Source organism: Rhodococcus sp. NPDC079359 (genome assembly GCF_040702585.1).
In the GTDB taxonomy this organism is placed as follows: domain Bacteria; phylum Actinomycetota; class Actinomycetes; order Mycobacteriales; family Mycobacteriaceae; genus Rhodococcoides.
The window spans coordinates 34,476-61,086 of record NZ_JBFBLH010000006.1 but is presented as its reverse complement, the minus strand read 5'-3'; the positions used below and the strand labels follow the sequence as shown (position 1 = coordinate 61,086).

Sequence of the window (26,611 nt, the reverse complement as noted above, 5' to 3'; positions counted from 1 at the left end):
TGGAGGGCGATGTCCGGATACGAAACAGACCCCCCGACGAGCGAGAAGTCTCGGCGAACACTGTCTGCAACCACAGCTCGACGTGGACTCGCCATGGTTGCGGTCGGTGCGGTGCTGGCCGCCGGGGCGACGGTTTTTCTCTCCGACGGGTTCTCGACACCCGAGAAGATCACCACTCATGCGACGGCCAGTGGGCCTGCGACCGACGGGCCCGTTTCGGCGTCCTCCTTCGGTGCCGCCGACCCTGGTGCCTGCCTGCAGTGGACGCCCACCGACGATCCCGAGACCGATCGGCAGGACCTCGCCGAGGTCTCGTGCGCCGATCCCCATCGCTTCGAGGTGGCTCGCGACATCGACATGAGCGTCTACCCCGGCGTCGAGTTCGGTCCTGCCGCGGCGTATCCCGGTTCCATCCGGTTCAGCGAGTTGCGCGACGAACACTGCGCGGCCGCCGTCGACGACTACGTCGGTGCCAAATTCGATCCGAACGGACGCTTCGGCGTCGGACTGATGTTCCCCAGTCAGGCCGGATGGGCCAAGGGTGAGCGGACGCTGCGCTGTGGTGTGCAGATGCCGTCGAACACCGGCGCGTTGATGGAGATGACCGGGTCGATTCTCGATCAGGACCAGTCGAAGGTCTGGCCTACCGGAACCTGCATCGGCATCAACCAGAACGTGCCGGCCGATCCGGTGGACTGCGCCGCTCCGCACGCGTACGAGGTGGCGTCGGTGATCAACCTGACGCAGCAGTTCCCCGGCGCGCACCCGTCCGAGGGCGACCAGGATGCGTACCTCGAGCGGACGTGCACCGACGCGGTCAACGGTTACCTCGGCTCGGACACCGCGTTGCGCGACAAGACGCTGACCCTGTTCTGGGACACCATCGACGTCGCGAGCTGGCTGGCCGGAAGTCGCCAGGTGACGTGCTCGGTGGGTGCCGAACTCGATTCCGGCGGTTTCGCGACCATCGTCGGCACCGCCAAGGGCGACATCCTCATCAACGGTGCAGCCCCCGTCCCGCCGCCCTCCGCTCCCGACGGCCGCGCACTGCCGACACCGCTGCCCGGTGCCGCACCGATCACCACCGGAGGGTGACATTCCCACGCACATGACGCGCGTCGACTTCGAGGAAGCAGTGTCCGACGCCCTCGACACTCTGCCGCGTGAGCTCACCGACTTCATGAACAACGTGGTCGTTCTCGTCGAGGAAGAGCACCCGACCGAGGACATCCTCGGACTGTACGAGGGCATCGCACTGACCGAGCGCTACGAATACAGCGGCCACCTACCGGACGTCATCACCATCTACCGCAAACCGATCCTCGAGATGGTCGACGACGAAAACGAGGCGCGACGGGAAATTGCGATCACCGTCGCCCACGAAATCGGACATCACTTCGGCATCGACGACGAGCGACTGCATCAACTGGGATTCGGCTGACGGCACTCACTCGTCGCCCGCCCCCCCGAACGCGTGAATGGACCCTTGCATACGTCTGGGCAGTGCAAGGGTCCATCCACCCGCCCCGGCGTGAGCCGACCACCCCGCGTCGATGGCACTTTGCATACGTCTCAGCCGTGCAAGGGTCCATTGACGCGGAGCAGGGCTACGCCGCGACTGTCTCTCGGCGAGTGGGTCGAGCAGCGCGATCGGTGAGGAATGCGAATCCCAATCCCAAGGCCAGCCACAGGGTTGCCTGGGTGGCCAGGGACGACAGTCGGAATTCCCACAGCAGGGTTGCCGGGAAGTCCGCGCCCACCTCGTTGACGGTGGGCAGCAACGCATAACCGATGCCGACCACAACCAGGAACGCCAGCAACGGCGCTCCGACGCGAATCGCCACCGAATGCTGCGACGCCACCGCCTTCGCCGCGTAGACGGCCACCGCGACGGCCAGCAAACCGAGAATCACCGACGCCAACCACAGCCAGGTGCGTTGGGTGATGGTCTCGGGATCTCCGACGGCCGGTGGGTTCGCCGGGTACTTGAAGAAGGGCACCGCTTCGATGGCCAACCAGCCCGCACCGGCTCCGACGAGCGCGAGGATCGAACCCGGCAGTGCGGTGAAGCGTCGCCCGTAGTGCAGCGCCGAGGCGAAGATCGCGCCGAGCGCCAGGCCGGCGAGTCCGGTGGCGAGGAACAGTCCGACGCGTTGTCCGTCTCGACTGACCAGTGCGTCCTCGCCGTGGGAGTGCGCGGCCGCATCGGTCTCGGCGTGATGAGCGTCCGCTCCGGCCGCTTCCTCGATGGCGATGGCCGAGTCGATGTGCGGTTCACCGACGACGTAGGCGACTGCTCCGGCGAGCAGGCCTGCGAGAAGTCCGGCGAGCAGACCTCGCACCAGTAGTTGGACGAATGTGCCCTGCAGCGGCCGGCCGTGGGTGTCGGTCAGTGGCATGGCAGGCCCAGCAGATGGCGGCCGTCGTGCATCAACTCGTGCATGTACATGCCACTGCGGGAGATCGCGCCCTGATCGAAACCGACGAGGTAGAGCACGACGAAAGCGAGCAGAATCGTTGCGGCGACGATGACGGCAAGAGCAGCCGACTCCGTCGTATTACTGGGTGCGTGAATGATTGCCATGGTGTCCTCCTGGGATTGTGCGTCCCGTAGTCCCCGCTCGAAAACGGGGACGGCCATGCGATGAACGAGTTTTCTGACTCTCGAATTCGGGCATTTCGCCGACGTCGATCACAGTGGCGCAACCGCTCCGGATTTTCACCGGATTACCTGCGTACATCGCGTATTACCAGCGAACTGTGGCATCGCTCCGGACTCTGTGTCAATCGCTGTCCCGACCGACTGCAGCTCGATGCCACGAAGCTGCGGTGCCACAATGACGCAGTGCCCGCACCCGTGACCCGACTGATGTTGGTCGCTCACGCGCGAACCGACGCGATGCGCACCGGCCGGTTTCCCGGCGACGAACCACTCGACGACGCGGGCCTGCGCGATCTCGCCGCTGTGACCGACTTTCCCCGCGCCGACCGCGTCCTGTCCGGCCCGGAAGCCCGCTCGATCTCCACCGCGCAGGTGTTCGGAACAGAGATCTCCGTCGAGCCCGCGTTGGCCGACATCGACTACGGCCGGTGGTCCGGTCTCGAGATGACCGATCTGCCCGACGCCGACGCGATGGCCTGGCTGAGCGATCCGGCGTTCGTTCCTCCCGGCGGAGAATCTCTCGACGCGTTGTTCTCTCGCGTCGAGAAGTGGCTGAGCGCTGTTGGATCGACGCCCGGCCGCACTCTGGCGGTGACCTCTCCTGCCGTCGTCCGAGCCGTGGTGGTGCTGGTGTTGGACGCCCCGATCCGCTCGTTTTGGCGGGTCGACGTTTCCCCGCTGACGCGCACGTCGGTCAGCCATCGGGGCGGCGTCTGGACTGTCGGCGCGGTGGCCCAGAAGTTCGTCTGAATTTTTCTCGCGTGGAGGGAACCGAACCGAACACGGCGGCGTCTTACCTACCGACAGCGCAAAGTTCTTCGATCAGGGAGCGTGGCTCATGACCGTCATCAAGGTGGATCCGGTGGCCCTGCAGCTCGCTGCCTCCGAACTCGATGCGGTCGCCGCGCGCTTGCAGGCGGCTGTCACTGCGACGGCAATCCCCGTGCGGCCACTGCCGCCCGGTACCGACGAGGTCTCGCTGCTCACCGAACGATTCTTCGGCACCGCGGCCGATACCTTCGGACCTGCTGCAGCGCAGGGTATTTCGGAGTTGCACCGAGCGGCCGAGGAACTGCGGAAACAGGCTGCGGACTACGTGGCCACCGACGACGACACGGCCGGGGGCCTACCCGGCCTACCCGGAATCTGACGCACCGCACTCGACCGCAACGCCAAGACACAACGCTCGAAACGACACGAAGCTCGAACATCATGGGGGCCAGAGGATGACGCTCGGAGTGACAGGTGTGGTGTGGCTGCCACGCACGGCGACGGGAAACTCGACGCGATTGCTCGGGCCGGGACCGGTGCCGTTGCACGTCGCCGGCGGCGCGTGGGGTTCGGTCGCTGCGGCGTTCACCGAGGCATCGGCGAGCATTGCCGCTGTCACCGCGGCTCTGACCGCAGGCTGGGAGGGCGAGTCGGCACTGCTGGCTCAGGCTGCGCTCGGCCGTTTCGCGACCTGGACCGCCGCCACGGCAGTCAAGGCGGCGGCGCTCTCGGTGGAGGCCCCGGCCGCAGGAACCTCGTACGGTGTCGCGTTGGCGACCATGCCCTCGCTCGTCGAAATCGGAGCCGTGCAGGCCGCCAAGGTCACCGCCGCCTCGACGGGTGGCGTGATGAACGGCAGCTACGAGGCTGCCGAGGTGGCCGATCGACTGCTCGACATCCGCGCTGCGATGGTGATGGAGGGCTTCGAGCTGGTCTCCTCGCACCGAATCGTCCAGACGACGTTCGATCACCCGCCGGCCATCGTCTCCGATTCCGGGAGCGGCCTCGGCAAATTCGCCAACGGAGCACTCATGACGTCTCCGGTCCAGGCCGCAATCGGCGGCTTGATGGCCGCGACCCAGAACCCCGGCGTCGCGGCGGCGGCCGGTCAGATCGGTAGTGCTGCCACCTCCATCGCCAGTACCGGCGTCTCGACCGTCGCCACCGCTGCGTCCACCATCGGGTCGAGTGCCCTGTCCGGTGGCGTCGGGGCCGGTGGTGGATTCACACCCGGTGGTTCGGCCTCTCCTGCTGTCGGTCCGGCGTCCACGCGTCCGGTGTCGTTCGGCGGGGCAGGTGGAGCTGCCGGGCTCGGTGGCATCGGCGGTGGCGTCGGAATGCCCGGTTCCGCGTTGGGTCCCGCCGGTGGTGGCTCGATGCAGGCCGGTGCAGGCCAGAGCGGTCCGTCCGCGTTCGGCGCACCCACCTCGGCCGATGCCGGCCTCGCTCAGCGCGGAACGGGCGCGGCAGGCGCTCCTGCCTCCGGCACGCGCGGGCAGGCCGAGGACGACGAACACGAGACCCCGGACTACCTCAAGCAATTCGAGCACTTCTCCGACGGCCGGACCGTCGCGCCGTCCGTCATCGGCGCGGACCCGACCCTGCCCCACACCAGCGGGAACGGCCGTTGATCGACTTGGGAACCGTGCCGGTGGGCCACACGCTACCGATCGCCTCACTCGGCGTGGACGAGATGGACTTCCTCGTCGAGGAACTGTCGATCGCCGAACTACCGGTGGTCCTGGACGTGTTCCCGCGGTTCGACGACGTCGGTGCCCGAGATCGCGCGCTCGAGCACGGGCGCAGCGCACTGAACAACGCCGGCCTGATCACCGACGGCCACGTCCACGAGGATCTCGAGCAGTGGATGCGAGTTCTCGAACAACCTCACTGGTACGTCTCGGCTCGCGTCTTCGACGTCGAGAACCCAGAGCCCGTTCCGACCACTCGGATCTGCGTTGCATCCGACGATCGGATGACGGTGTCGACGGTGCGGCGAGACGACGTGGTCACCATCCGCGCCGTCCACGGTGATCCGGCCCGGGACCTCGCGTCGTCGATCGGCTCGGCCGCGTCGTTCGACCCGGGCAGCGTCAACGCGCCAACCGATCTGCTGGCCGAAGCACTCGACGCGGCACCGACCGACGTCGGAGCAACCGCGTCTCGGCTGCGCGGTATCGGCATACCGGAAGACCGCGCCGCGGCTCTGGCGTCGGCGATGGCCACCTGCGCCGGCAGAACCGAGATAACCGCCGTCGCCCGTAGGCACGGAACCCGTCACGTGGCCGGGAGACCCGTGGCCCTGTTCGACACCAGAGCCGGCCGCATTCTCGCCACCTCGACCCTCGCCGCCGACGGCACGTCCTGGAGCTCACTGACCGGGGCAACGGATCGCAGAGTGACCGCTGCCCTGACCGAGCTGATCGCATCGGCCGGTGAGCATCTGCGCTAGCTGATCGGGTTGTCCGCCTTGTTGCTGCCCTTGCCCTCGAACGGCGGCAGGAACGTGCCCCACCTGGCGCAGGACCATCCTCCGTCGGGCAGCGGCAGCAGCTCGACGGTGTGCGTGTTGTCGAGGTGATTGTCGGCCGCGAACGTGCCCTCGACGCCTGCCAGTACCGCCGCAACCAGTCGGATTGCGGCACCGTGACTGACGACAACGACGTCGCCCGCTGTCTCGTCACTCAGGTATTGCGCACGGAGGCCGTCGAGCACCGGGACGTAACGCTCCAACACCGAATGTCCGCTGTCGCCGCCGGGCACGGTCGCCGCCAGATCTCCGGCGTGCCAGCGACTGAAGATATCGGTGAACTCCCGGTGCGCATCCGCATCGTCGCGGTCCTCCAGATCTCCGGCGAAGGTCTCCTGAATTCCCTCGGTCACCACCAGGGGAACCCCGGTCGCTCGTTCGATGTAACCCGCAGTCTGCTTGGCACGCAACGCAACCGAGGACACCAGCACCGCGGGCGGGCGTCCGATCCAGGTCTGCGCATAGGCGTCGGCCTGCTGGTGCCCCAGCTCGGTGAGCTCGGCTCCCGGCGGCGAGGTGTCCAGTATCTTCGCGACGTTCGCTGTCGTCTGACCGTGCCGAACCAGAATCAATTTGCCCATCACAGATCACCGCGTCCGGCACGAATGTCTGCGACCCACTGCACGTGTTCGTCGATCGGCGGCGGCACCGAACCGCCCGTTCCTGTTGCGGTGGGCCAGGATCCAAGGAACCGGAGGGGCATCTTGCGGTGGAATGCGGCCAACATCTCCGCGACGAGCGGGTCGTCGATGTGCCCGGCACAGTCGATGAAGAACCTGTACGTTCCGAATCGTGAACGGGTGGGCCGTGATTCGATGAAGGTCAGGTCGATGTTGCGTATTCCGAACTCGGCCAACGCTGCCGGCAGCGTACCCGGATCGTTCGGCGGCTCGAGGACCACCGACGTTCGGTCGGCACCGGTGCGCGCAGGCACCGACTGCGGCGCCGTCACCAGCACGAAGCGAGTCCGTGCGCCCTCCACGTCGATGACCCCGTCGGCCAACTGCGACAACTTCAAGCGTTCACCAGCGAGCCGTGTCGATACCGCAGCATCGACCATTCCGGCTGCAACGTCCTCTGCTGCACCGGCATTGGACGACGCGGACTGCACCACGGCGTCGGGCATGGTGGTCTGCAGCCACTGGCGCACCTGATTGAGCGCGATCGGATAGGCGCTGATCGTGCGGGCCGAGTCGAGGGTGACACCGGGACCACCGAGAATGGTGAAGGCCACCTCGATTTCCGTCTCGGCGACGATCTGCAGCCGGCGGCCCTCCGACAATGCGTCGAGCGTCGGTGGGACCGCTCCCTCGATGGAGCTTTCGATGGGGACCACGGCCGCGTCGGCCGCACCCGATCGCACGGCCTCGAGCGCAGCGGGAGGGTTCGACGCCGACACCCGCTCGACCGCCCCGTCCAGACCGACTGCGCCGAAGGTTCCGAGCTTTTCGAACTGCGCCAGCGCCATCTCCGTGAACGTTCCCGATGGGCCGAAGTAAGCGATGCGAGGCACGCCTCGAGGTTACGTTGTCGACGTCTACGAAGCGATCAAACCGACGTCGACGAGCCGGGCGCGGGCACCGGCGGCGTCGGCGATCTCGATTCCGAGCAGCACCTCGCGCACCGCCTCGGCGGCTTCGGGGATGAGGGCCCGCAGTGCGGCGACGTTCGGGGCAGCAAGCGCCGCGGTGATGTCGTCCCCGCGCAGCGACGCCACCGTCGCGGCGAGGATCGCGAGCACCTCGTCACCGGAGTCGGCGCGGGCGACGAGGCCCACATCGGCGTGCGAGACCACGGCGAGTACGTCGGCGATGCGCCGAGGGGTGTCGCCGACGCGGATGCCCGGGGTCCGGTGGGCGAGGACGACGGCCTCCGCGGTCTCGGCCACGTCGATCGCGTCGAACATCGGGAAGACGACCAGCGGCGAGGGCAATCGCAGCCCGAGCGCGTCGGCGAGGTGCTCGGCCGGGGCGTCGACGTCGAACCGGACGGCCTCGTAGCCGCAGGTCCTCCCTGCTCGGAGCTCGTCGGGGTCGATGTCGAGGTGCACCACGATGCGTCCGTGGTCGTCCGAGTCGGACAGCGCGAGCAGGGTCGATGCCCGGACGACGGGCGGTCCGTACTCGGCTCCACGCGGAGCTGCGGCCAGCGAGGGGGCGTCGGCGCATATCGGCTGCAGCAGCTCGTGGACGAGCGCGTTCGGGTCGGGTCGGTGGGGCACACCGAGGGTCAGCGGAATCGGCACGCCTTCACGGTAGACCCGAGTCTGGGTCGTTCCGCGGGCTCCACTCCCGCGGATGCTCTTGCGATCCTCGCCACACCACGCTAACTTAGGTTTGCCTCACCTACTCGCTTGACCGATCGCATCGGAGGAGCCCATGCTCGGCGCAACCACCACCACCGGACCGACCACTGCCGAACGCGTACGCAGTGCCTGCATGCGCGCCGAGGGCGCCGCCCTGGCCATCGACGGCAGCGACCCGGTGATCACGTCCCTGCATCACCTGCGTCCCAACGGCGAGATGATCCTGGCCGTCCCCACCGACTCCCTCGACGACGCGCACACCTGGCAGTCCTCCCGTGCCGGCATCCCCGCCGTCCTCGAACTCACCGACCACGCGCCGCTCGCGCTGCGTGAGCCGGTGCGTTCGCTGGTGTGGCTTCGCGGCGATTTACGCCCGGTCCCGGACTCGCTGATGCGCCCGATGGCCGGAGCGGTGGCCGCCGAACATCCGCATCCCGCTCTCCTCGACGTCGGGCACACCACCTCGCTGATGCGGCTGATCGTCACCTCCGCCGTGGTCGCCGACAGCACCGGAGCCGAGCCCGTCGACGTCGACACGCTGCTGGCAGCCGAACCCGATCCCTTCTGGGAGATGGAGACCAGCTGGCTCGAGCACCTCGACTCCGACCACCCGGACCTGCTCGCCCAATTGGCGCGACGCCTCCCGCCGTCGCTGCGGCAGGGCCGAATCCGGCCGCTCGGCATCGATCGCTACGGCATTCGGCTGCGGATCGAAGGCGAATGCGGCGACAACGACGTCCGGCTGGGATTCGCCCAGCCCGTCCAGGACGTCCTCTCGCTCAGTCGCGCGCTGCGCGTTCTCGCCGGTTGCCCGTTTCTGAACGGACTACGCGCCCGGGGCTGACACCCCATCCGACGAAACAGGGCAGACTCGTGCGGTGATCGACTTCAAGAGCTGGTTGACGCCACCGCCGCCCGCGAGCACGGCTCCACCGCCCGATGCCCGCGAACGCACCACTATCAAGGTCGAGATCGCGATCGTCCTGCTGGTCACGTTCGGCCTGAGCGGTATGAGCAGCATCCTCTCGCTTGTCGAGGACGCGCTGCAGACCGCTGCCCTGTCCGATCAGACCGTGGCGCTGAACTCGTCGCGGTCGAGTTTCAGCCTCATCGATCTGCTGTTCCAGCTGCTGAGCATTCTGCGGCTGTGCGCCTGGGGAGCTCTGGGGTTGTACCTGCTGTGGCGAGCCGACTTGGCACCCCGAGCGATCGGGCTGGCCCGGCCGCGGCTGAAGATCGACCTCGGTCACGGCGTCGGACTGGCCGCACTGATCGGATTGCCCGGCCTGGCGCTGTACCTCGTGGGCAACGCCCTCGGATTCAACCTCAACGTCGTTCCCAGCGCCCTCGACGACCACTGGTGGCGCGTCCCGGCACTGATTCTGTACGCGCTGGCCAACTCCGGTGCCGAGGAGATCATCGTGGTGGCGTACCTGATCTCTCGTCTGCGCCGACTCGGCCTGAGCGAGAACGCGTCGTTGCTGTGCTCGTCGCTGCTGCGCGGCAGCTATCACTTCTATCAGGGCGTGGGCGGTGGGGTCGGAAACTTCCTCATGGGTCTGGTGTTCGGCCGCTACTGGCAGCGCACCGGCAGACTGTGGCCACTGCTGATCGCACACGCTCTGATCGACATCGTGGCCTTCGTCGGGTACGCCCTCCTGCGCGAACATCTGTCGTGGCTCCCGTGAATCGGTACGCGAGGAACCCGGGTGTTTCCGTGGCGACGGTTACAGTCGACCCGTGAACGACGACGATCGCTACGGACGGCACGGCGCGCCGGAACGGCGAACGCCGCCCGACCGATCAGAACGGAGTCGTCACGGTCGACCGGACCCAGCGCCAGGACCCGCACCTCGCCCGACCGGGGGCCAACCGCCGCGCCAACCACCGCCTTCTCAACCACCGCCTCGTCAACCACCACCCGGCCGGCAACCACCCGGCCAACAACCACGAAGCCCGCAACCGCCGAGCCAATCGCGACCACCGCAGCCGCCCCCAGGTCAGGTGCCGCCCGGCCGACAGCCGCCACCCCCACGCGGGTATCGGCCCGGTCAGCCTCCACCGGATCGGGGCCCGCGTCAGTACGACCCCGGGCCCACGCGCCGTCAGGGACCTCCGCCCGAGCGTCCGGCACAACACCGTCCCCGCCCACAGGGTCCGCCGCCGGAGGGCACCGAGTTCATCCGCCGCGACGGCAGGCCCACTGCCGGTCCGGCGCGCTCGGCCGCCGCACAGCAGGCGTGGTCGCAGGCTCCCGAACCCGGATCGGCGAAGTCCGACACACCTTCGCCATCCGAATCGACGCGGCAGTACTCGCGTTCCCAGGAAGTTCCACCGGGCCGCACCGGGTACGCCCCGCGTCAGCAACCGGAGCCGTTCACCGAGGAACGCAGGCAACCGGCAGCACCGGCGCAGCGAGCTCTGCGACGACCCGAACCCGTTCGGCCGCACCGTGACTCTCGGCCACCGAAGGTCGCGAAGCCGCGCAAGCGCAGACGCTGGGGTCGACGCTTCCTGATCGTGTTGCTGGTCCTGGTGCTGGGAATCGGCGGCGTCGTCTACTACGTCGACAGCTCGTTGACGCGCGTGGACGCCCTCACCTCGTATCCCGGGCGTATCGGCGACACCCCCGGCACCAACTGGCTTCTCGTCGGATCGGATTCGCGAGCGGGCCTGACGCCGGAGCAGGAAGCCGCGCTCGCGACCGGCGGCGAGGTTGGCCCGAGCCGCACCGACACGATCATTCTCATCCACATCCCCGAGGGCAGCGGCGCGCCCACGATGGTCAGCCTGCCGCGCGATTCGTACGTGTCGATTCCGGGCAACGGCCAGGACAAGCTCAACGCGGCCTTCGCATTCGGCGGGCCGCCGCTGCTGGTCCAGACGGTCGAGGGTGCAACCGGTGTGTACATCGATCATTACGCCGAGATCGGATTCGGCGGCTTCGCCGGGATCGTCGACGCGGTCGGTGGAGTCAACGTGTGCGTGCAGAATGCGATCGACGATCCGTTGGCGGGCATCAACATCGCCGCCGGCTGCCAGGATCTCACCGGAGCCGAGGCGCTCGGATTCGTGCGATCCCGAGCGACGGCATTGGCCGACATCGACCGGATGAACAATCAACGCGCGTTCATGTCCGCCCTCCTGGAAAAGGCAACCAGCGCTTCGACTTTCCTCAACCCGTTCAAGTTGTGGCCGCTGGTGTCCGATACCGCGTCGTCGTTGAGCGTCGACGAGGGAGATCACATCTGGAACCTCGCCGCACTCGCCTGGGCGATGCGAAGCGGTCCGGTGACCACGACGGTTCCCGTCGGCGGATTCCAGGACTCCGACGTCGGAAACGTACTGCTGTGGGACGACACTCGCGCTCCGGCGTTCTTCGACGCCATCGCGCAGGATCGCGAAATACCTCCGGAACTGCTGACCGGCGGGCCCTGACGAACCTGGGCCGGTAGGAGGGAGTGGAGCCTGCGGAACGACCCTGGGTTGTAGGTTGTGGACCATGACATCGCCGTCTGCCCAGCCCGCCGCAACCCCCGGTACGTCGTTCCACGATCTGCTGCGTACCCAGGTGCGGCACGAGTTCACTGCATCGCAGCAGTACGTCGCGATCGCCGTGTGGTTCGACCGCAACGATCTGCCGCAGCTCGCCACGCGTTTCTACGCTCAGTCCGCCGAGGAGCGTCGGCACGCGATGATGATGATCCGCTTTCTCATCGACAATCGGCTCGAGGTCGATGCGTCGGGCATCGACGACGTGGTGACGGGATTCCAGTCGGTCGTCGAACCGGTGGAACTGGCTTTGGCCCAGGAGTCGACGGTGACCGAGCAGATCAGCGCGTTGGCGCGTGCTGCCCGGGCCGAGGGCGACTACATCGGCGAGCAGTTCACCCACTGGTTCCTCACCGAGCAGGTCGAGGAGGTGGCGGCGATGCAGAGCCTGCTCAACATCGTCCGCCGAGCCGGATCGAACCTGTTCGACATCGAGCAGTACGTCGCTCGCGAGATCGGTTCCACGGTGATCCGCGCCACCAATGCCCCCAAAGAAGCCGGAAGAGCGTAGTTTGCAGCCCTGCTCAGAGCGGACATTTAGGATCGACTGTATTAGGCAACGTTCGCCTCAATAAGGATCGACTTGGATGACAACGCCTCTGACCAGGCATATCGTCCATTGCATGAGCGTAGATATCAAAGAAACCAGCCACACCAAGTTCCACGCACTTCTCCGCGACCAGATTCGCAACGAGTTCAACGCCTCGCAGCAGTACATCGCGACCGCGGTCTACTTCGCGAATGTCGATCTGCCGCAGCTGGCCAAGCACTTCTACGCGCAGTCGGTCGAAGAGCGCAACCACGCGATGATGATCGTGCAGTACTTCCTCGATCGCGACATCACGGTCGAGCTGACCGGCGTCGACGCGTCGAAGTCCGTCTTCACCGATCCGCGTGAGGCCATCGCCCTGGCGCTGGCACAGGAGGAGACCGTCACCGAGCAGATCATCGCTCTGGCGAGCACCGCACGCGAAGAGGGCGACTACCTCGGCGAGCAGTTCATGCAGTGGTTCCTCAAGGAGCAGGTCGAGGAAGTTGCCAGCATGAAGACTCTGCTCAACATCGCCGATCGCGCGGGCCACAACCTGTTCGACCTCGAGCAGTTCGTCGCCCGTGAGATGAACACCAGCGTGACCGCCGACTCGGGCGCACCCACCGTCGCCGGCGGATCGCTGTAAATTCGCACCGCAATTCTGCGCGGATGACGCGCTCATACGGGTGGCCACTCGAACGAGGATTCCTTGTTCGAGTGGCCACCCGTTTCGCGTTCTAGCGCAGAGTGACCTGGCGGCCGCGCAGGCCGTCGCGCGAACGCAACTGAGCCGCCGTGAGCGGAGCGTCGACAGCCAGTGCCTCGCTCAGTTTCTCGCCGAATTCCTTTGTAAGCCCTGCCCATTCGGTGGGGTGCATCTCGGGATCGAGATCGAACACCGGCACCAGCAGCCCGTGCGTGCGGAACGAACCGGCGTAGCGCGAACCTTCACCCAGGTTCAGATCGCCCGCCGCATGCAGGCGCGCCAACGCGAGCATCACGTCGTCTTCGTTCTCCGGACGAACCCAGCGGATGTGCGCCTTGTCGCCTGCATCCACCCACCAGGCCGCGACGACGCCGTCGGCCTCGATCCGCGCCGAGGGCATGATCGCCTGGTTCGCGCGTTCCACGGTTGCAGTCACATCGGCTGCGGGAGTGGCACTTTCGGGAATCCACCAGTTGAAGTCCTGATGAACGGTGACCTCGAGCAGCGCGGAGGCGTCGAGCACATCGGTCAACGCGGGCGTGCTGTCGGTGATCTTCGCGGCTTCGAGCGACTCGCCCGCGGACGCGGTGGACGCCCAGCCGAGCGCGCTACTGATATCTGCCGCAACGTCTTTCGACTGATTCTGCACCTGAAGGCCGACGAATCCCTCGACGGTATCGGCATCTTCGCGCACCAGGGCCGCGACGGCACCGGGTAGCACCGTGGCCAGCGTGATGGTGCGACCGTCCACGGTGATCGGCGCGGTGGCCGTCGCCGACGGGACGAACTCACGCAGCGCTACCAGGTCGCATTCGGCGGCGAGGCCTTCGAACGGGCGAGCCGACGCCGATTCGATGCTCGCGCGTTCCGCTTCTCGCTGCGCGAGCTTCGCTGCTCGGTTGCTGTCCTGCTTCGGTCCACTGTTTCTTTTGCTCTTACCCACGCCCGAAAACCTACACGTTCTTCGATTCGAGCCAGGCTCGCGTTCGGCCGGGGTGGTTGGTGGCGATCCACCCGACGCCGAGCTCGCGGCACAGGTCCACGTCCTCTTTCTCGTCGACGGTCCACACGTAGCTGGCCCGACCGGACGCGGCTGCGCGGTCGATGATGGCCGGGTGCTCGCGTAGCGCGCGAATCGACGGGCCGACGGCAGTGGCCCCGACGGTCGTCGCCGCTCCTCCACCGAGGTAGTGCGAGCTGTCGCCGAGGAGCACCGTCGGAAGCATCGGAGCCGACCGCCGTACGCGCCAGACGGCCGAGGGCGCGAACGACATGATGACCGCCCGCGAGTGGTCGGCCGACGCGGGCGCGCCGATGCCGAACTTGTGCAGCTCGGCGAGCACCGTGCTTTCGATCAGCGAGCCGTATCGCACGGGATGCTTGGTTTCGATGAAGAGTTTGACCGGCTTGCTGGTCCAGTCCAGGACGAGAGCAATGAGGTCGTGCAACGTCAGAAGTTCGGCGGGTTCGTCGTCGTCGCCGTAGTTCAGTCGGGCCAGATCCGCGAAGTCCATCTCGCTGACGATGCCGGTGCCGTTCGAGGTGCGATCGACGCGGCGATCGTGCACGCACACGATGTGGCCGTCCCTGGTGAGCCGCACATCGCATTCGACGCCGTCCGCTCCCTCGCGCAGCGCGAGGTCGTAGGCCGCGAGAGTGTGTTCCTTCTTCGCCGCCGACGCACCTCGATGCGCGACGACCAGTGGCCCACGGCGATCGGGACTCACGACGCCGTCACCGTCTCGGATTCGTGTTCGGGCTGCTTCTGTTCGGGCTGGTTCTGTTCGGGCTGCTTCTGTTCGGGCTGATTCGACTTCGGTGCGGTGCCGGTGGCGATCACCCAGCGGGTCGGACGCGACATCGCGGAGCCGCGCAGTGTGCGGCCTTCGAGTCGGCGCATCACGGCCAGGGTCAGCACGGCCGAGACCGCGGCCACCAGTGCCACGAATGCCGACAGCAGAACTCCGTCGGCGCGGGCCTGAAGTGAATCGCGCAGATTCCACAGCAATTGGACGATGACCAGCGCATTGCTCGCTGCCCAGACAGCCCACCAGATGCGAACCAGTGTCAGTTCGCGGTGCACGTCGGCATCGGCACCGCCGCGGAGACGGACCACCTCGGTGAGATAGACCCCTGGCATCACGATGCGGACCAGAGGCAGCATCGACAACAGCAGCATCGGGCGCACCGATCGCGGGTCGGTGGAGCCGGCGGCCGCGAAGGCGAGTCTGCGCTGGTCGATCAGCCAGCAGGACGAGGTGATCAGCGCGGCCAGACCGATGACGAGCGCGCCGACCTGGGCGAAATACACCAACGCGTCGGACACGGCGAGGGTGATCGGCGAGATCAGTCGCACGCGGTTGTGCAGCAGGATGCCGTACCGGAACACTTCGGCGAACGCGGCGAGCGTCAGCAACATCGCGGTGACGAGGACCAGGTTCTGCGCGTTCGCGGCGTACCGCTCGACGCGACCGACGCGGCGATCGGCCTCGGGATCGCGCGGGATGTCGCGCAATCCCCAGGTGGGCGTCGAGGCATAGTGCGGCGTCGGGGTCGGTGTGGCGGATCGGCCGCGGCGCGCGGCTTTGGTCGACGAGGTCGCCGGACGGGCTACCCATCGGAAGTTTCGGGCGCCCTGCGCGGGCGCCCTGGTGGACACCGGCGAGAGCAGCACGCCATGGCAGCGGGGGCACCAGGTGCCCGGCCGTGCGCCGACAGCCCAACGGGTGCTGCAGCGGGCACAGACCTGGAACGCCTGAGCGCGCCCCTGCGGTGCCGACATCTAGATGATTCTCGCTTCGTGGGCGTCGTCGTCGCTCTGGATCGGTCGACCAGCGGCCTGCCAGGCGAGCATCCCACCGTCGACGTTGATCGCGTCGTAGCCCACGCGGTTGAGATATTCGACGACGCGAGCCGAGCGACCACCGGCTTTGCAGACCACGTACACCTCGGATTGGTTGTCGACCTCACCGGCGCGGGACGGAATGTCGCCCATCGGGATGTGCACTGCGTCCGGAGCGTGTCCGGCCTGCCACTCGTCGTCCTCGCGCACGTCGAGCAGGATGGCCGTCGTAGGGAACGGCACCGGCAGGCGATCGACGGTGACGGCAGGCGACTGCTCGGGATGCGACACACCTCGATCTTGTCACGCGTCCGCGCGGGGCTGCCACCCGTGTCCTCGCGACCGAAGCGCCACCGCGCTATGACCTACATCACTGCAGTCACAGAAGTTATCCACAGTATCCACAGATCGATCCACAGAATCGGGGTCTGTGCCGGTTTCTATCCACAGGTCAGAGCGTCGAGTCGGTCCCCCGGTGTATCGAGTACCAACTCGGCCTGTGGATCGATGGTGATTTGACACAGCCATCGTCTGCGGTCCTGCGAAGCCGCTGTTTAGGCTGGCGAACATGACTAACCCACCGCAGGTCGTTCCGCAGGCTCCCCTCCCGTCCATCGAGCTACGCGTCTTCACCGAACCGCAACAGGGTGCCACGTACGACGAACTGCTCCGCGTCGCGAAAGCTGCCGAGGAGTTCGGCTACGGCGCATTCTTCCGATCCGACCACTACCTCGCGATGAGCGGTGACGGCGGTCCAGGGCCCACCGACGCGTGGATCACCCTGGCCGGGCTGGCCCGCGAGACCTCGACCATTCGGCTCGGCACCCTCGTCACCTCCGCGACCTTCCGCTACCCGGGGCCCCTGGCCATCAGCGTCGCCCAGGTCGACGCCATGAGCGGTGGTCGCGTCGACCTCGGCCTCGGTGCCGGCTGGTTCGAGGACGAGCACAAGGCCTACGGCATCCCGTTCCCTCCGCTCGGTGAGCGTTTCGATCGGCTCGAGGAGCAACTCGCCGTCATCACCGGACTCTGGGACACCCCCGTCGGCGAGACGTTCTCGCACGCGGGCACGCATTACCCCGTCAGCGACTCCCCCGCGCTCCCGAAGCCGGTGCAGACACCCCACCCGCCCATCGTCATCGGTGGCGGCGGAAAGAAGCGCACCCCGGCACTCGCTGCGAAATACGCCGACGAGTTCAACATCCCCTTCGCCTCGCTGGCCGACACCGAGACACAGTTCGGTCGCGTCCGCGCAGCCTGCTCAGCAGCCGATCGCGACCCGGACTCCCTCGTCTACTCCAACGCCCTCGTCCTCTGCTGCGGCCGCACCGAAGAAGAAATCACACGCCGTGCCGCTGCCATCGGCCGCGAGGTATCCGAACTACGCGAGAACGGTGCCGCAGGAAGCCCCGCCGAACTCGTCGACAAAATCGGTCGCTTCGGAGCTGTCGGAGCCACCCGCGTGTACCTGCAGACCATGGACCTCAGCGACCTCGATCACCTCGAACTCGTCGCATCCGAGGTTCTCCCACAGCTCTGACCCCCGCCGAATCCCGCCCCCCCGAGTCCACTCAACGTGACATTGACTGCCCAAAAGTCCACTGAATGTCACATTGAGTACCCAGAGGGGCTCGGTCAGGTGGCGGATCGGGCGCGCAAGCGTGCGTAGTGAGTGCTGATATGTCGTGCCGCGGGCAGTTCGATCCATCGGTACATGATTTCGGCGAGTGCGGCGGTACCGGCCAGGAATGCCAGGACGGCGGCGCTGGGGCCCAGGTGCGGTTCGACGGTTGCGTAGATGCGGTAGAGCACGAGGGTGTGGATCAGGTAGATCGCGTAGCTCCGGGTGCCGATCCATCGGATGACGGGCCAGCGGGTGATGGGTCCGTTGTATCGGGCGAGTATCAGGACGGTTCCGGTGACGACGAGCAGTGTCCAGAGGTAGGTGTCGCCCATCCAGAAGGTGTGGACTTCGATGGCGAGTCGGATCACTTCGATCTGGGCGATGACGCCGACGACGACCCATCGCCAGGTGATCAGTCGTGCCCATCCGAGGTAGGCGATCTGGCCGAGGAACAGTGTGGGGAGTACGCCCGCGACCTTGGTCAGGAACGGGACTGTGTAGGGCTGCGGTAGATAGAGGTTGTAGACGATCACCAGGGCGCACAGTGCAGCTCCGACGAGTGGCACCACGATGGGTCTGGTGTTCAGCGTTCCGCGCATCGAGATGCAGTAGAGATAGAACACGATCTGGACGACGAGGGTCCAGGTGACGCCGAGGACGGCGACTTCCGGTCGCAGGAAGAAGCCACCGAGGAAGAAGCTGAGGAACGCTTCGCCGTTGGTGATGCCGGGTTGGCCGCTGAACATTCCGTTGAGGCCGAGTTTGACCAGGATGACGGCCATGGCGACGGCGAACCAGAGCGCCGGGACGAGGCGGGCGAGGCGCGCGACCATGAAGTCCCGACGCGATTGCCGCATGGCGGATCGGGTGATCAGCAGGCCGGTGAGCAGCATGAAGATGCTGACTCCGACGAACGAGAGGTGCATGTTCAGGCCCGCGTCCTCGATGAGGACGGTGTTGACGACGTCGATCATCCACCAGCCACCGCCGATGTCGTCGAGCAGATAGAACGAGATGTGTGAGTACAGCACCGCGAGGACGGCGATGACGCGGAGGAGGTCGGCACCGTCCATTTGGACTCGGGGCGCGTCGACCGGCTGCGTGGCGGCGGACTTGTCGACCGTATTCTGGCTCGGTCGGTCCCCTTCCACACCCGCGAGTTTAGGTTCCGTTCATCTTTAGGACCAATCCGCGGCCGCTCCGCAACTGATTCGTGATATTCGGAGCAGATTCACAGCCGAATAATTCGCCTGTCTCGTTCACACGAATTTATTCCGAGAAAAGCATCTCGGTTACAACTGTTGCACTGGGGGTAGGAATGAGATTGGGTTGAACCCTACGAAAGATCCGCAGTAGGACGAACGTGCCCGCATCACACGATGGGTACGGCGTCGTTAGAGAAGGGAACCACGTGTCCGAGTACACCTTGCCCGACCTTGATTTCGATTACTCCGCCCTCGAGCCGCACATCTCGGGCGAGATCAACGAGCTTCACCATTCCAAGCATCACGCGACCTACGTCGCAGGCGCGAACACCGCGGTCGAAAAGCTCGCCGCCGCGCGTGACAACGACGATCATGCAGCCATTTTCCTGCTGGAGAAGAACCTCGCGTTCCACCTCGGTGGCCACGTCAACCACTCCATCTGGTGGAAGAACCTCTCGCCCAACGGTGGCGACAAGCCCGAGGGTGAGCTCGGTGCCGCGATCGACGACCAGTTCGGTTCGTTCGACAAGTTCCGCGCACAGTTCACCGCTGCCGCCAACGGCCTGCAGGGCTCCGGCTGGGCGGTTCTGGGCTACGACTCGCTGGGCAAGAAGCTGCTCACCTTCCAGCTCTACGATCAGCAGGCCAACGTGCCGCTCGGCATCATCCCGCTGCTCCAGGTCGACATGTGGGAGCACGCCTTCTACCTGCAGTACAAGAACGTCAAGGCCGATTACGTGAAGGCGTTCTGGAACGTCGTCAACTGGGCCGACGTCCAGGCTCGTTTCGAGGCCGCGACGTCGAAGACCCCGGGTCTGATCTTCCCGTAGGTCCTCGCACCACCCGCTTCACCGACAGCGTCGATGGACCACTGCCCCGCTCAGACGGGTGCAGTGGTCCATTCACGCTTCGAAGGGAGTTCGCTGGCACTCTCCCCATCTTGTGTGCCAGCCGTTTTCGCGTCATTCTCTTCCTACCCAACGTCGTGTACCCGGCTTCGAGCCCTGTACCTGTCTGGGAGGAACGATCGAGATGGACGAGCGAGATCTCATCGGTGTTTCACCGTTTCATGCCGCCGGTCTGCTGCGCGGATTCGTAATTTCCGGGCGCTGGCCGGACACCACCAAGGAATGGGCCCAGTTTCTGGCCCTCGCTGTGCGGGTGGCCTCGATGCCGGGCCTGTTGGCGACGTCGACGGTGTTCGGGGTGCGTGAGGAATTGCCCGACGACCCCGCGCCGGGGACGGTCGGCTTGGTCGTCGCCGAGGGTCCGGTGATCGGTGACTTCGCGTTGGCTCCCGGACGGTTCGCCGCGCATCAACCTGCCGCCCTGCTGATGCTGCATCCCCCGTCGGAGACGACACCGACGCTCCCGGAATGTGTCGGCGCGGCGTCCGGCTGCGTTCTGCTCCCCGGCCTTCCGCATCTCGGACTCGACCATCGGGCGGCCTGGGTGGAGGCCGAATCCGACGGCACCGTGACGTCGATGGTCAGCCGGGTGGGTCTCGATCCCATCAGCGATCCCGACACCGCAGTTTTGGCGATGCTCCTCGCATCCTGACCGCTGTCCGCACACGAATTTTCGGGAACCCAAACTTATTGTCGCATTGGACATTTCGCGACGACACCCCTACAGTCGTGTGCAGCGAAGGGGAGTAGCCCCCAATCACCGTGTCGACATACTGGTTGCTCGAATGCAACCCGGCACCTGAACCGGCCAGTTCCGGTGGGCGAGACCTTCGGTCCTATCGACGACCGAGGAGTCCGCTGTGCTGTCCGCATTACTGTTGAGTTTCGCTGTCATTTTCGTCGCCGAGCTGGGTGACAAGTCCCAGCTCATGGCCATGACGTTCGCCCTGCGCTACAAGTGGTACGTCGTCATCGGCGGCATCACCGTTGCCACCACCGTGGTGCACCTGGTCTCGGTGGCGGTCGGCCACTTCCTCGGCGTGTCGATCCCCACCGAGGCGATCTCCATCGTCGGCGGCATCGCGTTCGTCATCTTCGGCCTCTGGACGCTACGCGGCGACTCCCTGTCCGACGACGAGGGCGCGAAGGCCTCCCGGGTCACCAAATCCGCATTCCTCGCGATCGCGTCGGCGTTCTTCCTGGCCGAGCTCGGCGACAAGACGATGCTGGCCACCGTCACTCTCGCCGCCGACAACGACTGGGTGGGCGTGTGGATCGGCTCCACCGTCGGCATGGTCGCTGCCGATGCACTCGCCATCGTGGTCGGCGCGGTACTCGGAAAGCACCTGCCGGAGCGCATGATCCAGTACGGCGCGGCCACCCTGTTCTTCGTCTTCGGTGCTGTCCTGTTCTTCGAGGGCCTGATGCCCGGCACCGCAGCTCCCTACATCGCTGCCGGAGCAGTCGTCGCGATCTCCGCCGTCGTCGTCGCCGTGTTCGTTCGACGCTCCCGCATCAGGGCAGCGCGGGAATCGGCACAGCAGACCAGCACCGAACACGCCTGACCTTGGTTTACACTCCTCTCCCGGGAGGGGTGCATGAACAACGAGCAGCAGGTGAGTACGACCGACGCGGCGCACCACTCGACCGACCGGCTGATCAGAATCTTCGGCCGTTTCGTCGGTACCGGCTATCTCATCTATCTGCTGCTGTTGATCCCGGATATCGCACGGAGCAGCGAGGTGGTTCCCGGTTGGTGGACTCCGGTCACCGTTGCGGTCGTGTTCGGCACCGGGTTCGCGTTCGCGGCCTCCACCTTTCACCCGAGCATCGGGGTCATTCGCATTGCCGGTTCCGTGGCCGCGTTGGCGTTCCCGATCATGGCGGTGCTGTGGTGGGTGGCTTGGGACGGCGAGACGTTCGATCAAGCCGGGACGTTTCTCTCGGTGTTTCCCGGCCTGGCGGCACTCGCCGCCGCCACGGTGTGGCACCCCGTCCCGGCGTTCATCCACATGAGCGTCAGCGTCGTTCTTGTGCAGCTGGCCAACCAGGCTGTGCGAGAACCGTTCCCCCGCAGCAACATCATTGCGGAGATCTTCTTCGCGATGATGTTCTGCACGGTGTTCGTTGCCGCGACACTCGCCGCGGTGCGCACCGGACGCATTCTCGACGCGACGATCTCGACCACACACGACGACGCAGCCCGGGCGGCTGCGGCCACCGCGCGTGAAGTCGAGCGCGAACGATTCGACGCGCTGATCCACGACGAGGTCATGTCTTCTCTCCTCGCTGTTGCCCGCCATGGCCGCACGCCCAGCCTGGCCCGTCAGGCGCGCTCGGCCCTGCTGCATCTCGATGACCTGACCACCGGCACCGTCTCCGAGACGTTCTCGGCCGACGAGACTCTGGCTCAGCTTCGTTCTGCCGCAACGACAGTGGACGAGTCGATCGACTTCACCGTGCACGAGGGCGCGCTCGAGCGGACAGAGCACTACCCGGCCGAGACGGTACGCGCCATCGCCGCTGCACTGGCAGAGGCTTTGCGCAACAGTAGAATTCATGCCGGGGCATCACACCGTTCGGTTGCCGTGGAGCTGGCCCCGTCGTCGATGCACATCACCGTTCAGGACAACGGCATCGGCTTCGATCGACGTTCGGTGCCGCCCCACCGACTCGGCGTCGCCGTCAGCATCGAAGGCCGGATGCGTCAACTCGACGGCGGGTCGGCCGAGATCGAATCCTCCACCGCAGGCACCATCGTGCGATTGGGCTGGAAGCGATGAACGGCCAGGACATCCGCGACCTGCTGTCGATGAGGTCGGCAGCGGCGTACGCGGTTGCCGGTTTCTTCGTCCTCGCGTGCCTGGTGTGTGCATCCGCAACCCTGACCGGGGTGTCCGCAGTGTGGCCCGAATACGCAGCGGTGCTCGTGCTCTCGGCCGCGGTCATCCTGCTGCTCCGGGCACCGGGTGACCCACTGACCGCGCGGTCGACCGCACTGATGACCGTATCGGGCCCGGTGGCAGCCGCTCTGGTCTTCGCCGTCCTGCCGGTGCCGCTGACCGGAAGCTTGCAGACCTGGCCCCTGGGGATGTCGGTGGTGATCTACACCTTCATGTGTGTCCGCGGCCGGACCCCGGCCGCGTGGCTCGGGCTGGCACTGACCATGTCGGTGGCCATCGGATGGGCGGTGGTGACGGGTCAGGGATTTCTGTACGGGCTCTCGTTCAGCGCGATCAACATCGCGCCGCTGTTGATGGCGACGTTCTTCGCCTTCACCATTCGTCCCTTGGCCGCCGCAATTTTCGAGCTGCGCAAGCAGTCGACGGTGCGTATCGCGTCCCAGGCCGCGGCGGCGGCCGTGCTCGAGGAACGCGACGCTCGCCTGGCCAGTCTCGACGCGTTGGCCCGTCCGCTGCTGCAGCGCATCGCCGACGGCCCCGATCCCACCGAGGAGGAAGTCCTCGCGTGTCGACTCCTCGAAGCCGAGCTCCGCGATTCCCTCCGCGCCCGCGGCCTGGTGCGACCCGATCTCGCTCGCGCCGCCAGGTCCGCTCGGGCCCGCGGGGTGGAGGTGATGATGCTCGACGACCGATCCCCGGACGCACTCGACGATGACGCGCGTGAACGCATCGTGGCCGCCGCGTCGGGTGCTCTCGATGCCGCGGAGGCGGGCGCGGTGACGGTCCGCCTTCTACCGCCCGGCCGGACCGTGGCCGCGACGATTCTGCTCGACGACCTGGGCGACGGTGCGCACCGCGTCGAGTACGACGAAGCCGGTCACGTCCGGCGCTGAACAGTGGTTTGGACCGCTGCTCCCCTGGCTACTCTGCGGCGGACCAGTCGGTCTGTACAGCTGCAGCCGGTGAACGGAGATCTTTCATGGCACTCGATCGTCGCTCGTTTCTGATCGGATCCGGTGCTGCCGCAGTGCCGTTGCTGTTGGCCGGATGCGGCTTCGTCAGATCCAGCCCGTCGCAGCAGACCGAGGGCACACTCACATTCACCACCTGGGGTACCGATGCCGAGCTGGCCGGCTTCCGGGACTCGATCAGCGCATTCGAGGCGGCCAATCCCGGGACGACGATCACCCTCAACGCAGTGCCGTACGAGCAGATGTTCACCAACATCGACGCCCAGCTGCAGGCAGGCAATCCACCCGACATCTTCCGCGTCCCGTATTACACGTTCGGTGCATATGCCGGCCGAGGCCAACTGCTGGATCTGTCGCCGCTGTTGGCGTCGGACACGCGGGATCAGTTCACGCCCACGGCGTGGGCCGCAGTGCAGAACGGCGGAATCCCCTACGGCCTACCGCACCACACCGACACCTCGGCAATTCTGGTGAACCGAAACCTGTTGTCGCAGGCCGGTATCGACTCGGTTCCGACAAGCCTGGACGACGCCTGGACGTGGGACGAGTTGGCGTCGATCGGCGACCGACTGCGTTCCTCGCTGCCGGCCGACAAGTACCCGTGGGCCTACAACTGGCAGGGCAACGGCGTCACCCGCTGGCTGAGTCTTCTGTTCCAGGCCGGCGGGTCCTTCCTGGCCGAGGACCAGAAGACTCCACTGATCGACTCCGACGAGGCGCGCCGAGCCGTCGAATTCTCGTCGTCCTTCTTCTCGAACGGCTACGTGCCGGCGAACAACACCATCGCGTCGTCGAGTTACGCCAGCGAGGCGTGGTTCTCGCAATCGGTGGCGATGGTGTGGTCGGGTGCGTTCCAATTGCCCGACGCCGATGCGACGGCCAGTTTCGATTGGACGGCCACCTACGCTCCTCGAGATCGCCGGGGCGGCGGCGACTTCGGTGGCAACGCACTCGTCGCGACGTCGCAGACCTCGCAGCCGGAACTGGCGGCGTCGTTCCTCGAGTTCGTCACCCAGCAGGAACAGATGCGCAACTTCTGCAGGGCCGCCTCGTTGCTGCCGACGCGTACCGATCTGCTCAACTCCGACCTCGAGTTCGATATCCGGTCGGAGCTGGCCCCGATCTTCGCAGCTCAGGCCACTACGGTGCAGCCGCAGGATGCCGCTCAGGTGGCGTCGCCGTCGATGTCGGCGATCATTCCGGTTCTGAAGGAACAACTCGATCTTGCGTTCGCCGGTTCGCAGGATGCCGCTGCCACCGTCTCGGCGTTGCAGAGCGGAATCGCCGGGGTCACCGGCGCATGACGGCTGTAGTACGAGCGAAGACCAAGCGCGCCGGGGCCAGAAAAGAAGCGTTCGCGGCCGCAGGATTCCTGGCCCCCAGTTACGCACTGTTGGCCGTGTTCGTCCTCGTTCCTCTCGTCGCCGCGTTTGTCGTCAGCCTGCAGCAGACGGACGGCTTCGGTGCAGGTGAGTTCGTCGGGGCAGCCAATTACGCACGCCTGGTGGATGATCCGCTGTTCTGGCGGGCGCTGATCAACACCCTGCTGTTCACGGCGTTGGTCACGCCGCTGTCGATGCTGTTCGGTCTGATCGCGGCCGTCCTGCTCAATTCCGCGTTGCCGGCGCGGCCGCTGTGGCGTTCGCTGGTGATCCTGCCGATGGCCGTCTCGGGTGTGGCGACCGGCCTGATCGGCATTCTGGTGTTCGACCAGAACTCGGGCGTGCTGAACAATCTCATCGGTTTCCTCGGGCTGCCTGCCATCGATTGGCAGTCTTCTCCCGGGCCTGCTTTCGCGTCGATCGTCATCGCCACGGTGTGGTGGCGCACCGGGTTGAACATGCTGATCTACCTGGCCGGGCTCCAAGGTCTCGGTCCCGATCTGTACGAGGCGGCCCGGCTGGACGGCGCGAACGCATTTCAGCGCTTCCGCAACGTGACGGTGCCGCTGCTGGGTCCCACGTCGTTCTTCCTGCTGGTACTCAACGTCATCTATTCGTTCCAGGTGTTCGATCTGGTCTTCGTCCTCACCGGCGGCGGGCCGGGCGGGGCGACCTCGGTCCTGGTCACGTACGCCTACGAGACAGGCTTCGTCACCCGCGATCAGGGCTACGCCGCATCGATCGGCATGGTGCTGTTCCTGTTCGCACTCACCTTCGCCGCCGCGCAATGGCGCGCGAGCCGAACGAAGGATCTGGTCGAATGAGCGGGCCGAGAAACGCGTCCGCTCGCCGCGCACTGGTGCTGCGCACCGTGATCATCGCCGTCATCGGCCTGATCACCGTCGCACCGCTGTATTGGATGCTGGCCGTGGCGTTCTCGACTCGCGGGGAATTGCTGGGCGGGGGCGAGCTACGGTTGTGGCCCCGCCAGGTGACGTGGGAGAACGTCACCCGCGTATTCGACTCGTTCCCGGTCGCGACGTGGTTGGGCAACTCGATCGCCATTGCCGTGGTGGTCACGATCATCACCGTGGTGACGAGTCTGCTCGCAGGATATGCGTTCGCGCACTTGAAGTTCCGCTTCTCCACGCCGCTGTTCTTCATTGCGCTGGCTACCTTGGTGCTGCCCGTGCAGGTCATCATGGTGGCGCTGTTCCGCATCGTCGTCGGGCTCGGCCTGTACGGCACGTACTGGGCGGTGATCCTGCCGAGTTCGGCGTCGGCGTTCGGGCTGTTCCTCGCGCGCCAGTTCATGCTCGGCATTCCCCGTGAGCTGCTCGAGGCGGCCCGACTCGACGGTGCCGGGCATTGGCAGATCTTCCGACGCGTCGTGCTGCCGCTGTCCGGGCCACTGATCGCCGTCCTCGCCTTCATGAGCCTGCTGCAATCGTGGAACGACTTCGCGTGGCCGCTGATTGCACTGCGGGAGAACGAGTTGTTCACCCTCCCCATCGGCCTGCTGTACCTGCAGGGCCAGGCGAACAGCGATTACGGTGCCACGATGGCGTTCGCGCTGATCAACGTCGTACCGATGGCATTGCTGTTTCTGTTCTTCCAGAAATACTTCATCGCCGGATTCGCGCGCAGCGGTATCAAGTAGGCCCCACTCCAGGGTGCCTGAGGGCGGGTGAGGTCTCCCGCCGGTTATGGTGCAAGCG

At 66.2% G+C, this 26,611-nt stretch carries 30 protein-coding genes and 1 riboswitch; of the genes, 20 read left to right on the top strand and 10 right to left on the bottom strand.

All coding sequences use genetic code 11. The features are described from left to right. Positions 1–9: 9 nt before the first annotated feature. Entirely contained in the window at positions 10–1,095 is a 1,086-nt protein-coding gene (locus tag AB0362_RS15820; RefSeq protein ID WP_317809266.1) for a septum formation family protein, read from the top strand. 13 nt (positions 1,096–1,108) lie between these two features. After that, positions 1,109–1,441 carry a metallopeptidase family protein gene (locus tag AB0362_RS15815; RefSeq protein ID WP_082073870.1) on the top strand — a complete coding sequence of 111 codons (333 nt, stop codon included), beginning with the start codon at positions 1,109–1,111 and terminating at the stop codon, positions 1,439–1,441. A gap of 166 nt (positions 1,442–1,607) precedes the next feature. On the opposite strand, the gene AB0362_RS15810 is transcribed toward AB0362_RS15815, so the two are convergent. Then, positions 1,608–2,399 carry a CbtA family protein gene (locus tag AB0362_RS15810; RefSeq protein ID WP_317785788.1) on the bottom strand — a complete coding sequence of 264 codons (792 nt, stop codon included), beginning with the start codon at positions 2,397–2,399 and terminating at the stop codon, positions 1,608–1,610. Next, a complete protein-coding gene (locus AB0362_RS15805) occupies positions 2,390–2,584 on the bottom strand; it encodes a CbtB domain-containing protein (RefSeq protein ID WP_032396459.1) in 195 nt (64 codons plus the stop codon). Before AB0362_RS15805 ends, AB0362_RS15810 begins: the two co-directional genes overlap by 10 nt. A 47-nt stretch (positions 2,585–2,631) precedes the next feature. Continuing rightward, positions 2,632–2,787, bottom strand: a riboswitch (cobalamin riboswitch). A gap of 58 nt (positions 2,788–2,845) precedes the next feature. Here AB0362_RS15805 and AB0362_RS15800 point away from each other — a divergent pair. From AB0362_RS15800 to AB0362_RS15785, 4 genes are all read left to right on the top strand, one after another. Further along, complete coding sequence (locus tag AB0362_RS15800; RefSeq protein WP_317785787.1) at positions 2,846–3,412, top strand: histidine phosphatase family protein; 567 nt, start codon at positions 2,846–2,848, stop codon at positions 3,410–3,412. Between the two features lie 88 nt (positions 3,413–3,500). Next, positions 3,501–3,812, top strand: a complete 312-nt coding sequence (locus tag AB0362_RS15795; RefSeq protein WP_032381057.1) for a PE family protein — start codon at positions 3,501–3,503, stop codon at positions 3,810–3,812. 76 nt (positions 3,813–3,888) lie between these two features. Then, positions 3,889–5,064 carry a PPE domain-containing protein gene (locus AB0362_RS15790; RefSeq protein ID WP_317809264.1) on the top strand — a complete coding sequence of 392 codons (1,176 nt, stop codon included), beginning with the start codon at positions 3,889–3,891 and terminating at the stop codon, positions 5,062–5,064. Further along, a complete protein-coding gene (locus AB0362_RS15785) occupies positions 5,061–5,885 on the top strand; it encodes an ESX secretion-associated protein EspG (protein WP_317809262.1) in 825 nt (274 codons plus the stop codon). The genes AB0362_RS15790 and AB0362_RS15785 overlap by 4 nt, the downstream gene beginning before the upstream one ends. Here the strand turns inward: AB0362_RS15785 and AB0362_RS15780 are convergent. The 3 genes from AB0362_RS15780 to AB0362_RS15770 are packed head-to-tail and all read right to left on the bottom strand — an operon-like array spanning position 5,882 to position 8,208. Further along, positions 5,882–6,547, bottom strand: a complete 666-nt coding sequence (locus AB0362_RS15780; protein WP_269596090.1) for a histidine phosphatase family protein — start codon at positions 6,545–6,547, stop codon at positions 5,882–5,884. The genes AB0362_RS15785 and AB0362_RS15780 overlap by 4 nt on opposite strands. Further along, complete coding sequence (gene pheA / locus AB0362_RS15775) at positions 6,544–7,476, bottom strand: prephenate dehydratase (protein ID WP_317809260.1); 933 nt, start codon at positions 7,474–7,476, stop codon at positions 6,544–6,546. The genes AB0362_RS15780 and pheA overlap by 4 nt, the downstream gene beginning before the upstream one ends. Before the next feature lie 24 nt (positions 7,477–7,500). Next, positions 7,501–8,208, bottom strand: coding sequence for a hypothetical protein (locus AB0362_RS15770; RefSeq protein WP_317809258.1), 708 nt, complete (start codon positions 8,206–8,208; stop codon positions 7,501–7,503). A gap of 133 nt (positions 8,209–8,341) precedes the next feature. Between AB0362_RS15770 and AB0362_RS15765 the strand changes: the two genes are divergently transcribed. From AB0362_RS15765 to AB0362_RS15745, 5 genes are all read left to right on the top strand, one after another. Further along, a complete protein-coding gene (locus AB0362_RS15765; protein ID WP_317785781.1) occupies positions 8,342–9,112 on the top strand; it encodes a DUF2470 domain-containing protein in 771 nt (256 codons plus the stop codon). A 55-nt stretch (positions 9,113–9,167) separates the two neighbouring features. Further along, positions 9,168–9,956: a type II CAAX endopeptidase family protein gene (locus AB0362_RS15760; protein ID WP_230596888.1), complete on the top strand. Its 789-nt coding sequence runs from the start codon at positions 9,168–9,170 to the stop codon at positions 9,954–9,956. Between the two features lie 316 nt (positions 9,957–10,272). Further along, on the top strand, positions 10,273–11,706 hold the full coding sequence (locus AB0362_RS15755) for an LCP family protein (protein WP_317809257.1): 1,434 nt from the start codon (positions 10,273–10,275) through the stop codon (positions 11,704–11,706). A 64-nt stretch (positions 11,707–11,770) separates the two neighbouring features. Beyond that, positions 11,771–12,331, top strand: coding sequence for a ferritin (locus AB0362_RS15750; protein WP_317785779.1), 561 nt, complete (start codon positions 11,771–11,773; stop codon positions 12,329–12,331). A gap of 112 nt (positions 12,332–12,443) precedes the next feature. Then, positions 12,444–12,998 (top strand): ferritin, encoded by a 555-nt coding sequence (locus tag AB0362_RS15745; RefSeq protein WP_032396487.1) that lies wholly within the window; start codon positions 12,444–12,446, stop codon positions 12,996–12,998. A gap of 91 nt (positions 12,999–13,089) precedes the next feature. On the opposite strand, the gene AB0362_RS15740 is transcribed toward AB0362_RS15745, so the two are convergent. From AB0362_RS15740 to AB0362_RS15725, 4 genes are read right to left on the bottom strand one after another with little or no spacing between them, the layout of a single operon-like run. Next, positions 13,090–14,001, bottom strand: a complete 912-nt coding sequence (locus AB0362_RS15740) for a DUF5926 family protein (RefSeq protein ID WP_317809255.1) — start codon at positions 13,999–14,001, stop codon at positions 13,090–13,092. 10 nt (positions 14,002–14,011) lie between these two features. After that, positions 14,012–14,785 carry a glycerophosphodiester phosphodiesterase gene (locus AB0362_RS15735; protein ID WP_068045617.1) on the bottom strand — a complete coding sequence of 258 codons (774 nt, stop codon included), beginning with the start codon at positions 14,783–14,785 and terminating at the stop codon, positions 14,012–14,014. Then, positions 14,782–15,840: a DUF4328 domain-containing protein gene (locus AB0362_RS15730; protein WP_317809253.1), complete on the bottom strand. Its 1,059-nt coding sequence runs from the start codon at positions 15,838–15,840 to the stop codon at positions 14,782–14,784. The genes AB0362_RS15735 and AB0362_RS15730 overlap by 4 nt, the downstream gene beginning before the upstream one ends. Then, positions 15,841–16,149, bottom strand: coding sequence for a rhodanese-like domain-containing protein (locus tag AB0362_RS15725; protein ID WP_256980807.1), 309 nt, complete (start codon positions 16,147–16,149; stop codon positions 15,841–15,843). 364 nt (positions 16,150–16,513) lie between these two features. On the opposite strand from AB0362_RS15725, the gene AB0362_RS15720 reads away from it, so the two are divergent. Further along, entirely contained in the window at positions 16,514–17,440 is a 927-nt protein-coding gene (locus tag AB0362_RS15720) for an LLM class F420-dependent oxidoreductase (RefSeq protein WP_317809305.1), read from the top strand. A 95-nt stretch (positions 17,441–17,535) separates the two neighbouring features. Here AB0362_RS15720 and AB0362_RS15715 read toward each other — a convergent pair whose 3' ends face one another. Continuing rightward, positions 17,536–18,675, bottom strand: coding sequence for an acyltransferase (locus tag AB0362_RS15715; RefSeq protein WP_068045010.1), 1,140 nt, complete (start codon positions 18,673–18,675; stop codon positions 17,536–17,538). Between the two features lie 260 nt (positions 18,676–18,935). Between AB0362_RS15715 and AB0362_RS15710 the strand changes: the two genes are divergently transcribed. The 8 genes from AB0362_RS15710 to AB0362_RS15675 all read left to right on the top strand — a co-directional run bounded on the left by AB0362_RS15710 (position 18,936) and on the right by AB0362_RS15675 (position 26,553). Continuing rightward, the gene (locus AB0362_RS15710) at positions 18,936–19,559 is read left to right on the top strand and encodes a superoxide dismutase (RefSeq protein WP_037186603.1); all 624 of its coding nucleotides are present in this window, start codon (positions 18,936–18,938) and stop codon (positions 19,557–19,559) included. Between the two features lie 202 nt (positions 19,560–19,761). Continuing rightward, positions 19,762–20,289, top strand: coding sequence for a peptidase (locus AB0362_RS15705; RefSeq protein WP_094669704.1), 528 nt, complete (start codon positions 19,762–19,764; stop codon positions 20,287–20,289). Positions 20,290–20,497: 208 nt separating this feature from the next. After that, positions 20,498–21,202, top strand: a complete 705-nt coding sequence (locus AB0362_RS15700) for a TMEM165/GDT1 family protein (protein WP_366235851.1) — start codon at positions 20,498–20,500, stop codon at positions 21,200–21,202. A gap of 33 nt (positions 21,203–21,235) precedes the next feature. Next, a complete protein-coding gene (locus AB0362_RS15695; protein ID WP_366235850.1) occupies positions 21,236–22,420 on the top strand; it encodes an ATP-binding protein in 1,185 nt (394 codons plus the stop codon). After that, positions 22,417–23,433, top strand: coding sequence for a hypothetical protein (locus AB0362_RS15690; RefSeq protein WP_366235849.1), 1,017 nt, complete (start codon positions 22,417–22,419; stop codon positions 23,431–23,433). Before AB0362_RS15695 ends, AB0362_RS15690 begins: the two co-directional genes overlap by 4 nt. 86 nt (positions 23,434–23,519) lie before the next feature. Next, a complete protein-coding gene (locus AB0362_RS15685; RefSeq protein ID WP_366235848.1) occupies positions 23,520–24,815 on the top strand; it encodes a sugar ABC transporter substrate-binding protein in 1,296 nt (431 codons plus the stop codon). Continuing rightward, positions 24,812–25,717 carry a sugar ABC transporter permease gene (locus tag AB0362_RS15680; RefSeq protein WP_068045035.1) on the top strand — a complete coding sequence of 302 codons (906 nt, stop codon included), beginning with the start codon at positions 24,812–24,814 and terminating at the stop codon, positions 25,715–25,717. Before AB0362_RS15685 ends, AB0362_RS15680 begins: the two co-directional genes overlap by 4 nt. Continuing rightward, complete coding sequence (locus AB0362_RS15675) at positions 25,714–26,553, top strand: carbohydrate ABC transporter permease (RefSeq protein ID WP_068045038.1); 840 nt, start codon at positions 25,714–25,716, stop codon at positions 26,551–26,553. The genes AB0362_RS15680 and AB0362_RS15675 overlap by 4 nt, the downstream gene beginning before the upstream one ends. Positions 26,554–26,611: the final 58 nt, after the last annotated feature.

What these genes read in the sequence shown, in the direction of transcription:
- AB0362_RS15705 (WP_094669704.1), top strand. Translation starts at nt 19,762, where the DNA reads ATGGACGAGCGAGATCTCATCGGTGTTTCACCGTTTCATGCCGCCGGT.
- AB0362_RS15790 (WP_317809264.1), top strand. Translation starts at nt 3,889, where the DNA reads ATGACGCTCGGAGTGACAGGTGTGGTGTGGCTGCCACGCACGGCGACG.
- AB0362_RS15690 (WP_366235849.1), top strand. Translation starts at nt 22,417, where the DNA reads ATGAACGGCCAGGACATCCGCGACCTGCTGTCGATGAGGTCGGCAGCG.
- AB0362_RS15745 (WP_032396487.1), top strand. Translation starts at nt 12,444, where the DNA reads ATGAGCGTAGATATCAAAGAAACCAGCCACACCAAGTTCCACGCACTT.
- AB0362_RS15795 (WP_032381057.1), top strand. Translation starts at nt 3,501, where the DNA reads ATGACCGTCATCAAGGTGGATCCGGTGGCCCTGCAGCTCGCTGCCTCC.
- AB0362_RS15815 (WP_082073870.1), top strand. Translation starts at nt 1,109, where the DNA reads ATGACGCGCGTCGACTTCGAGGAAGCAGTGTCCGACGCCCTCGACACT.
- AB0362_RS15820 (WP_317809266.1), top strand. Translation starts at nt 10, where the DNA reads ATGTCCGGATACGAAACAGACCCCCCGACGAGCGAGAAGTCTCGGCGA.
- AB0362_RS15695 (WP_366235850.1), top strand. Translation starts at nt 21,236, where the DNA reads ATGAACAACGAGCAGCAGGTGAGTACGACCGACGCGGCGCACCACTCG.
- AB0362_RS15680 (WP_068045035.1), top strand. Translation starts at nt 24,812, where the DNA reads ATGACGGCTGTAGTACGAGCGAAGACCAAGCGCGCCGGGGCCAGAAAA.
- AB0362_RS15810 (WP_317785788.1), bottom strand. Translation starts at nt 2,399, where the DNA reads ATGCCACTGACCGACACCCACGGCCGGCCGCTGCAGGGCACATTCGTC.
- AB0362_RS15675 (WP_068045038.1), top strand. Translation starts at nt 25,714, where the DNA reads ATGAGCGGGCCGAGAAACGCGTCCGCTCGCCGCGCACTGGTGCTGCGC.
- AB0362_RS15685 (WP_366235848.1), top strand. Translation starts at nt 23,520, where the DNA reads ATGGCACTCGATCGTCGCTCGTTTCTGATCGGATCCGGTGCTGCCGCA.
- AB0362_RS15765 (WP_317785781.1), top strand. Translation starts at nt 8,342, where the DNA reads ATGCTCGGCGCAACCACCACCACCGGACCGACCACTGCCGAACGCGTA.
- AB0362_RS15730 (WP_317809253.1), bottom strand. Translation starts at nt 15,840, where the DNA reads ATGTCGGCACCGCAGGGGCGCGCTCAGGCGTTCCAGGTCTGTGCCCGC.
- AB0362_RS15805 (WP_032396459.1), bottom strand. Translation starts at nt 2,584, where the DNA reads ATGGCAATCATTCACGCACCCAGTAATACGACGGAGTCGGCTGCTCTT.
- AB0362_RS15750 (WP_317785779.1), top strand. Translation starts at nt 11,771, where the DNA reads ATGACATCGCCGTCTGCCCAGCCCGCCGCAACCCCCGGTACGTCGTTC.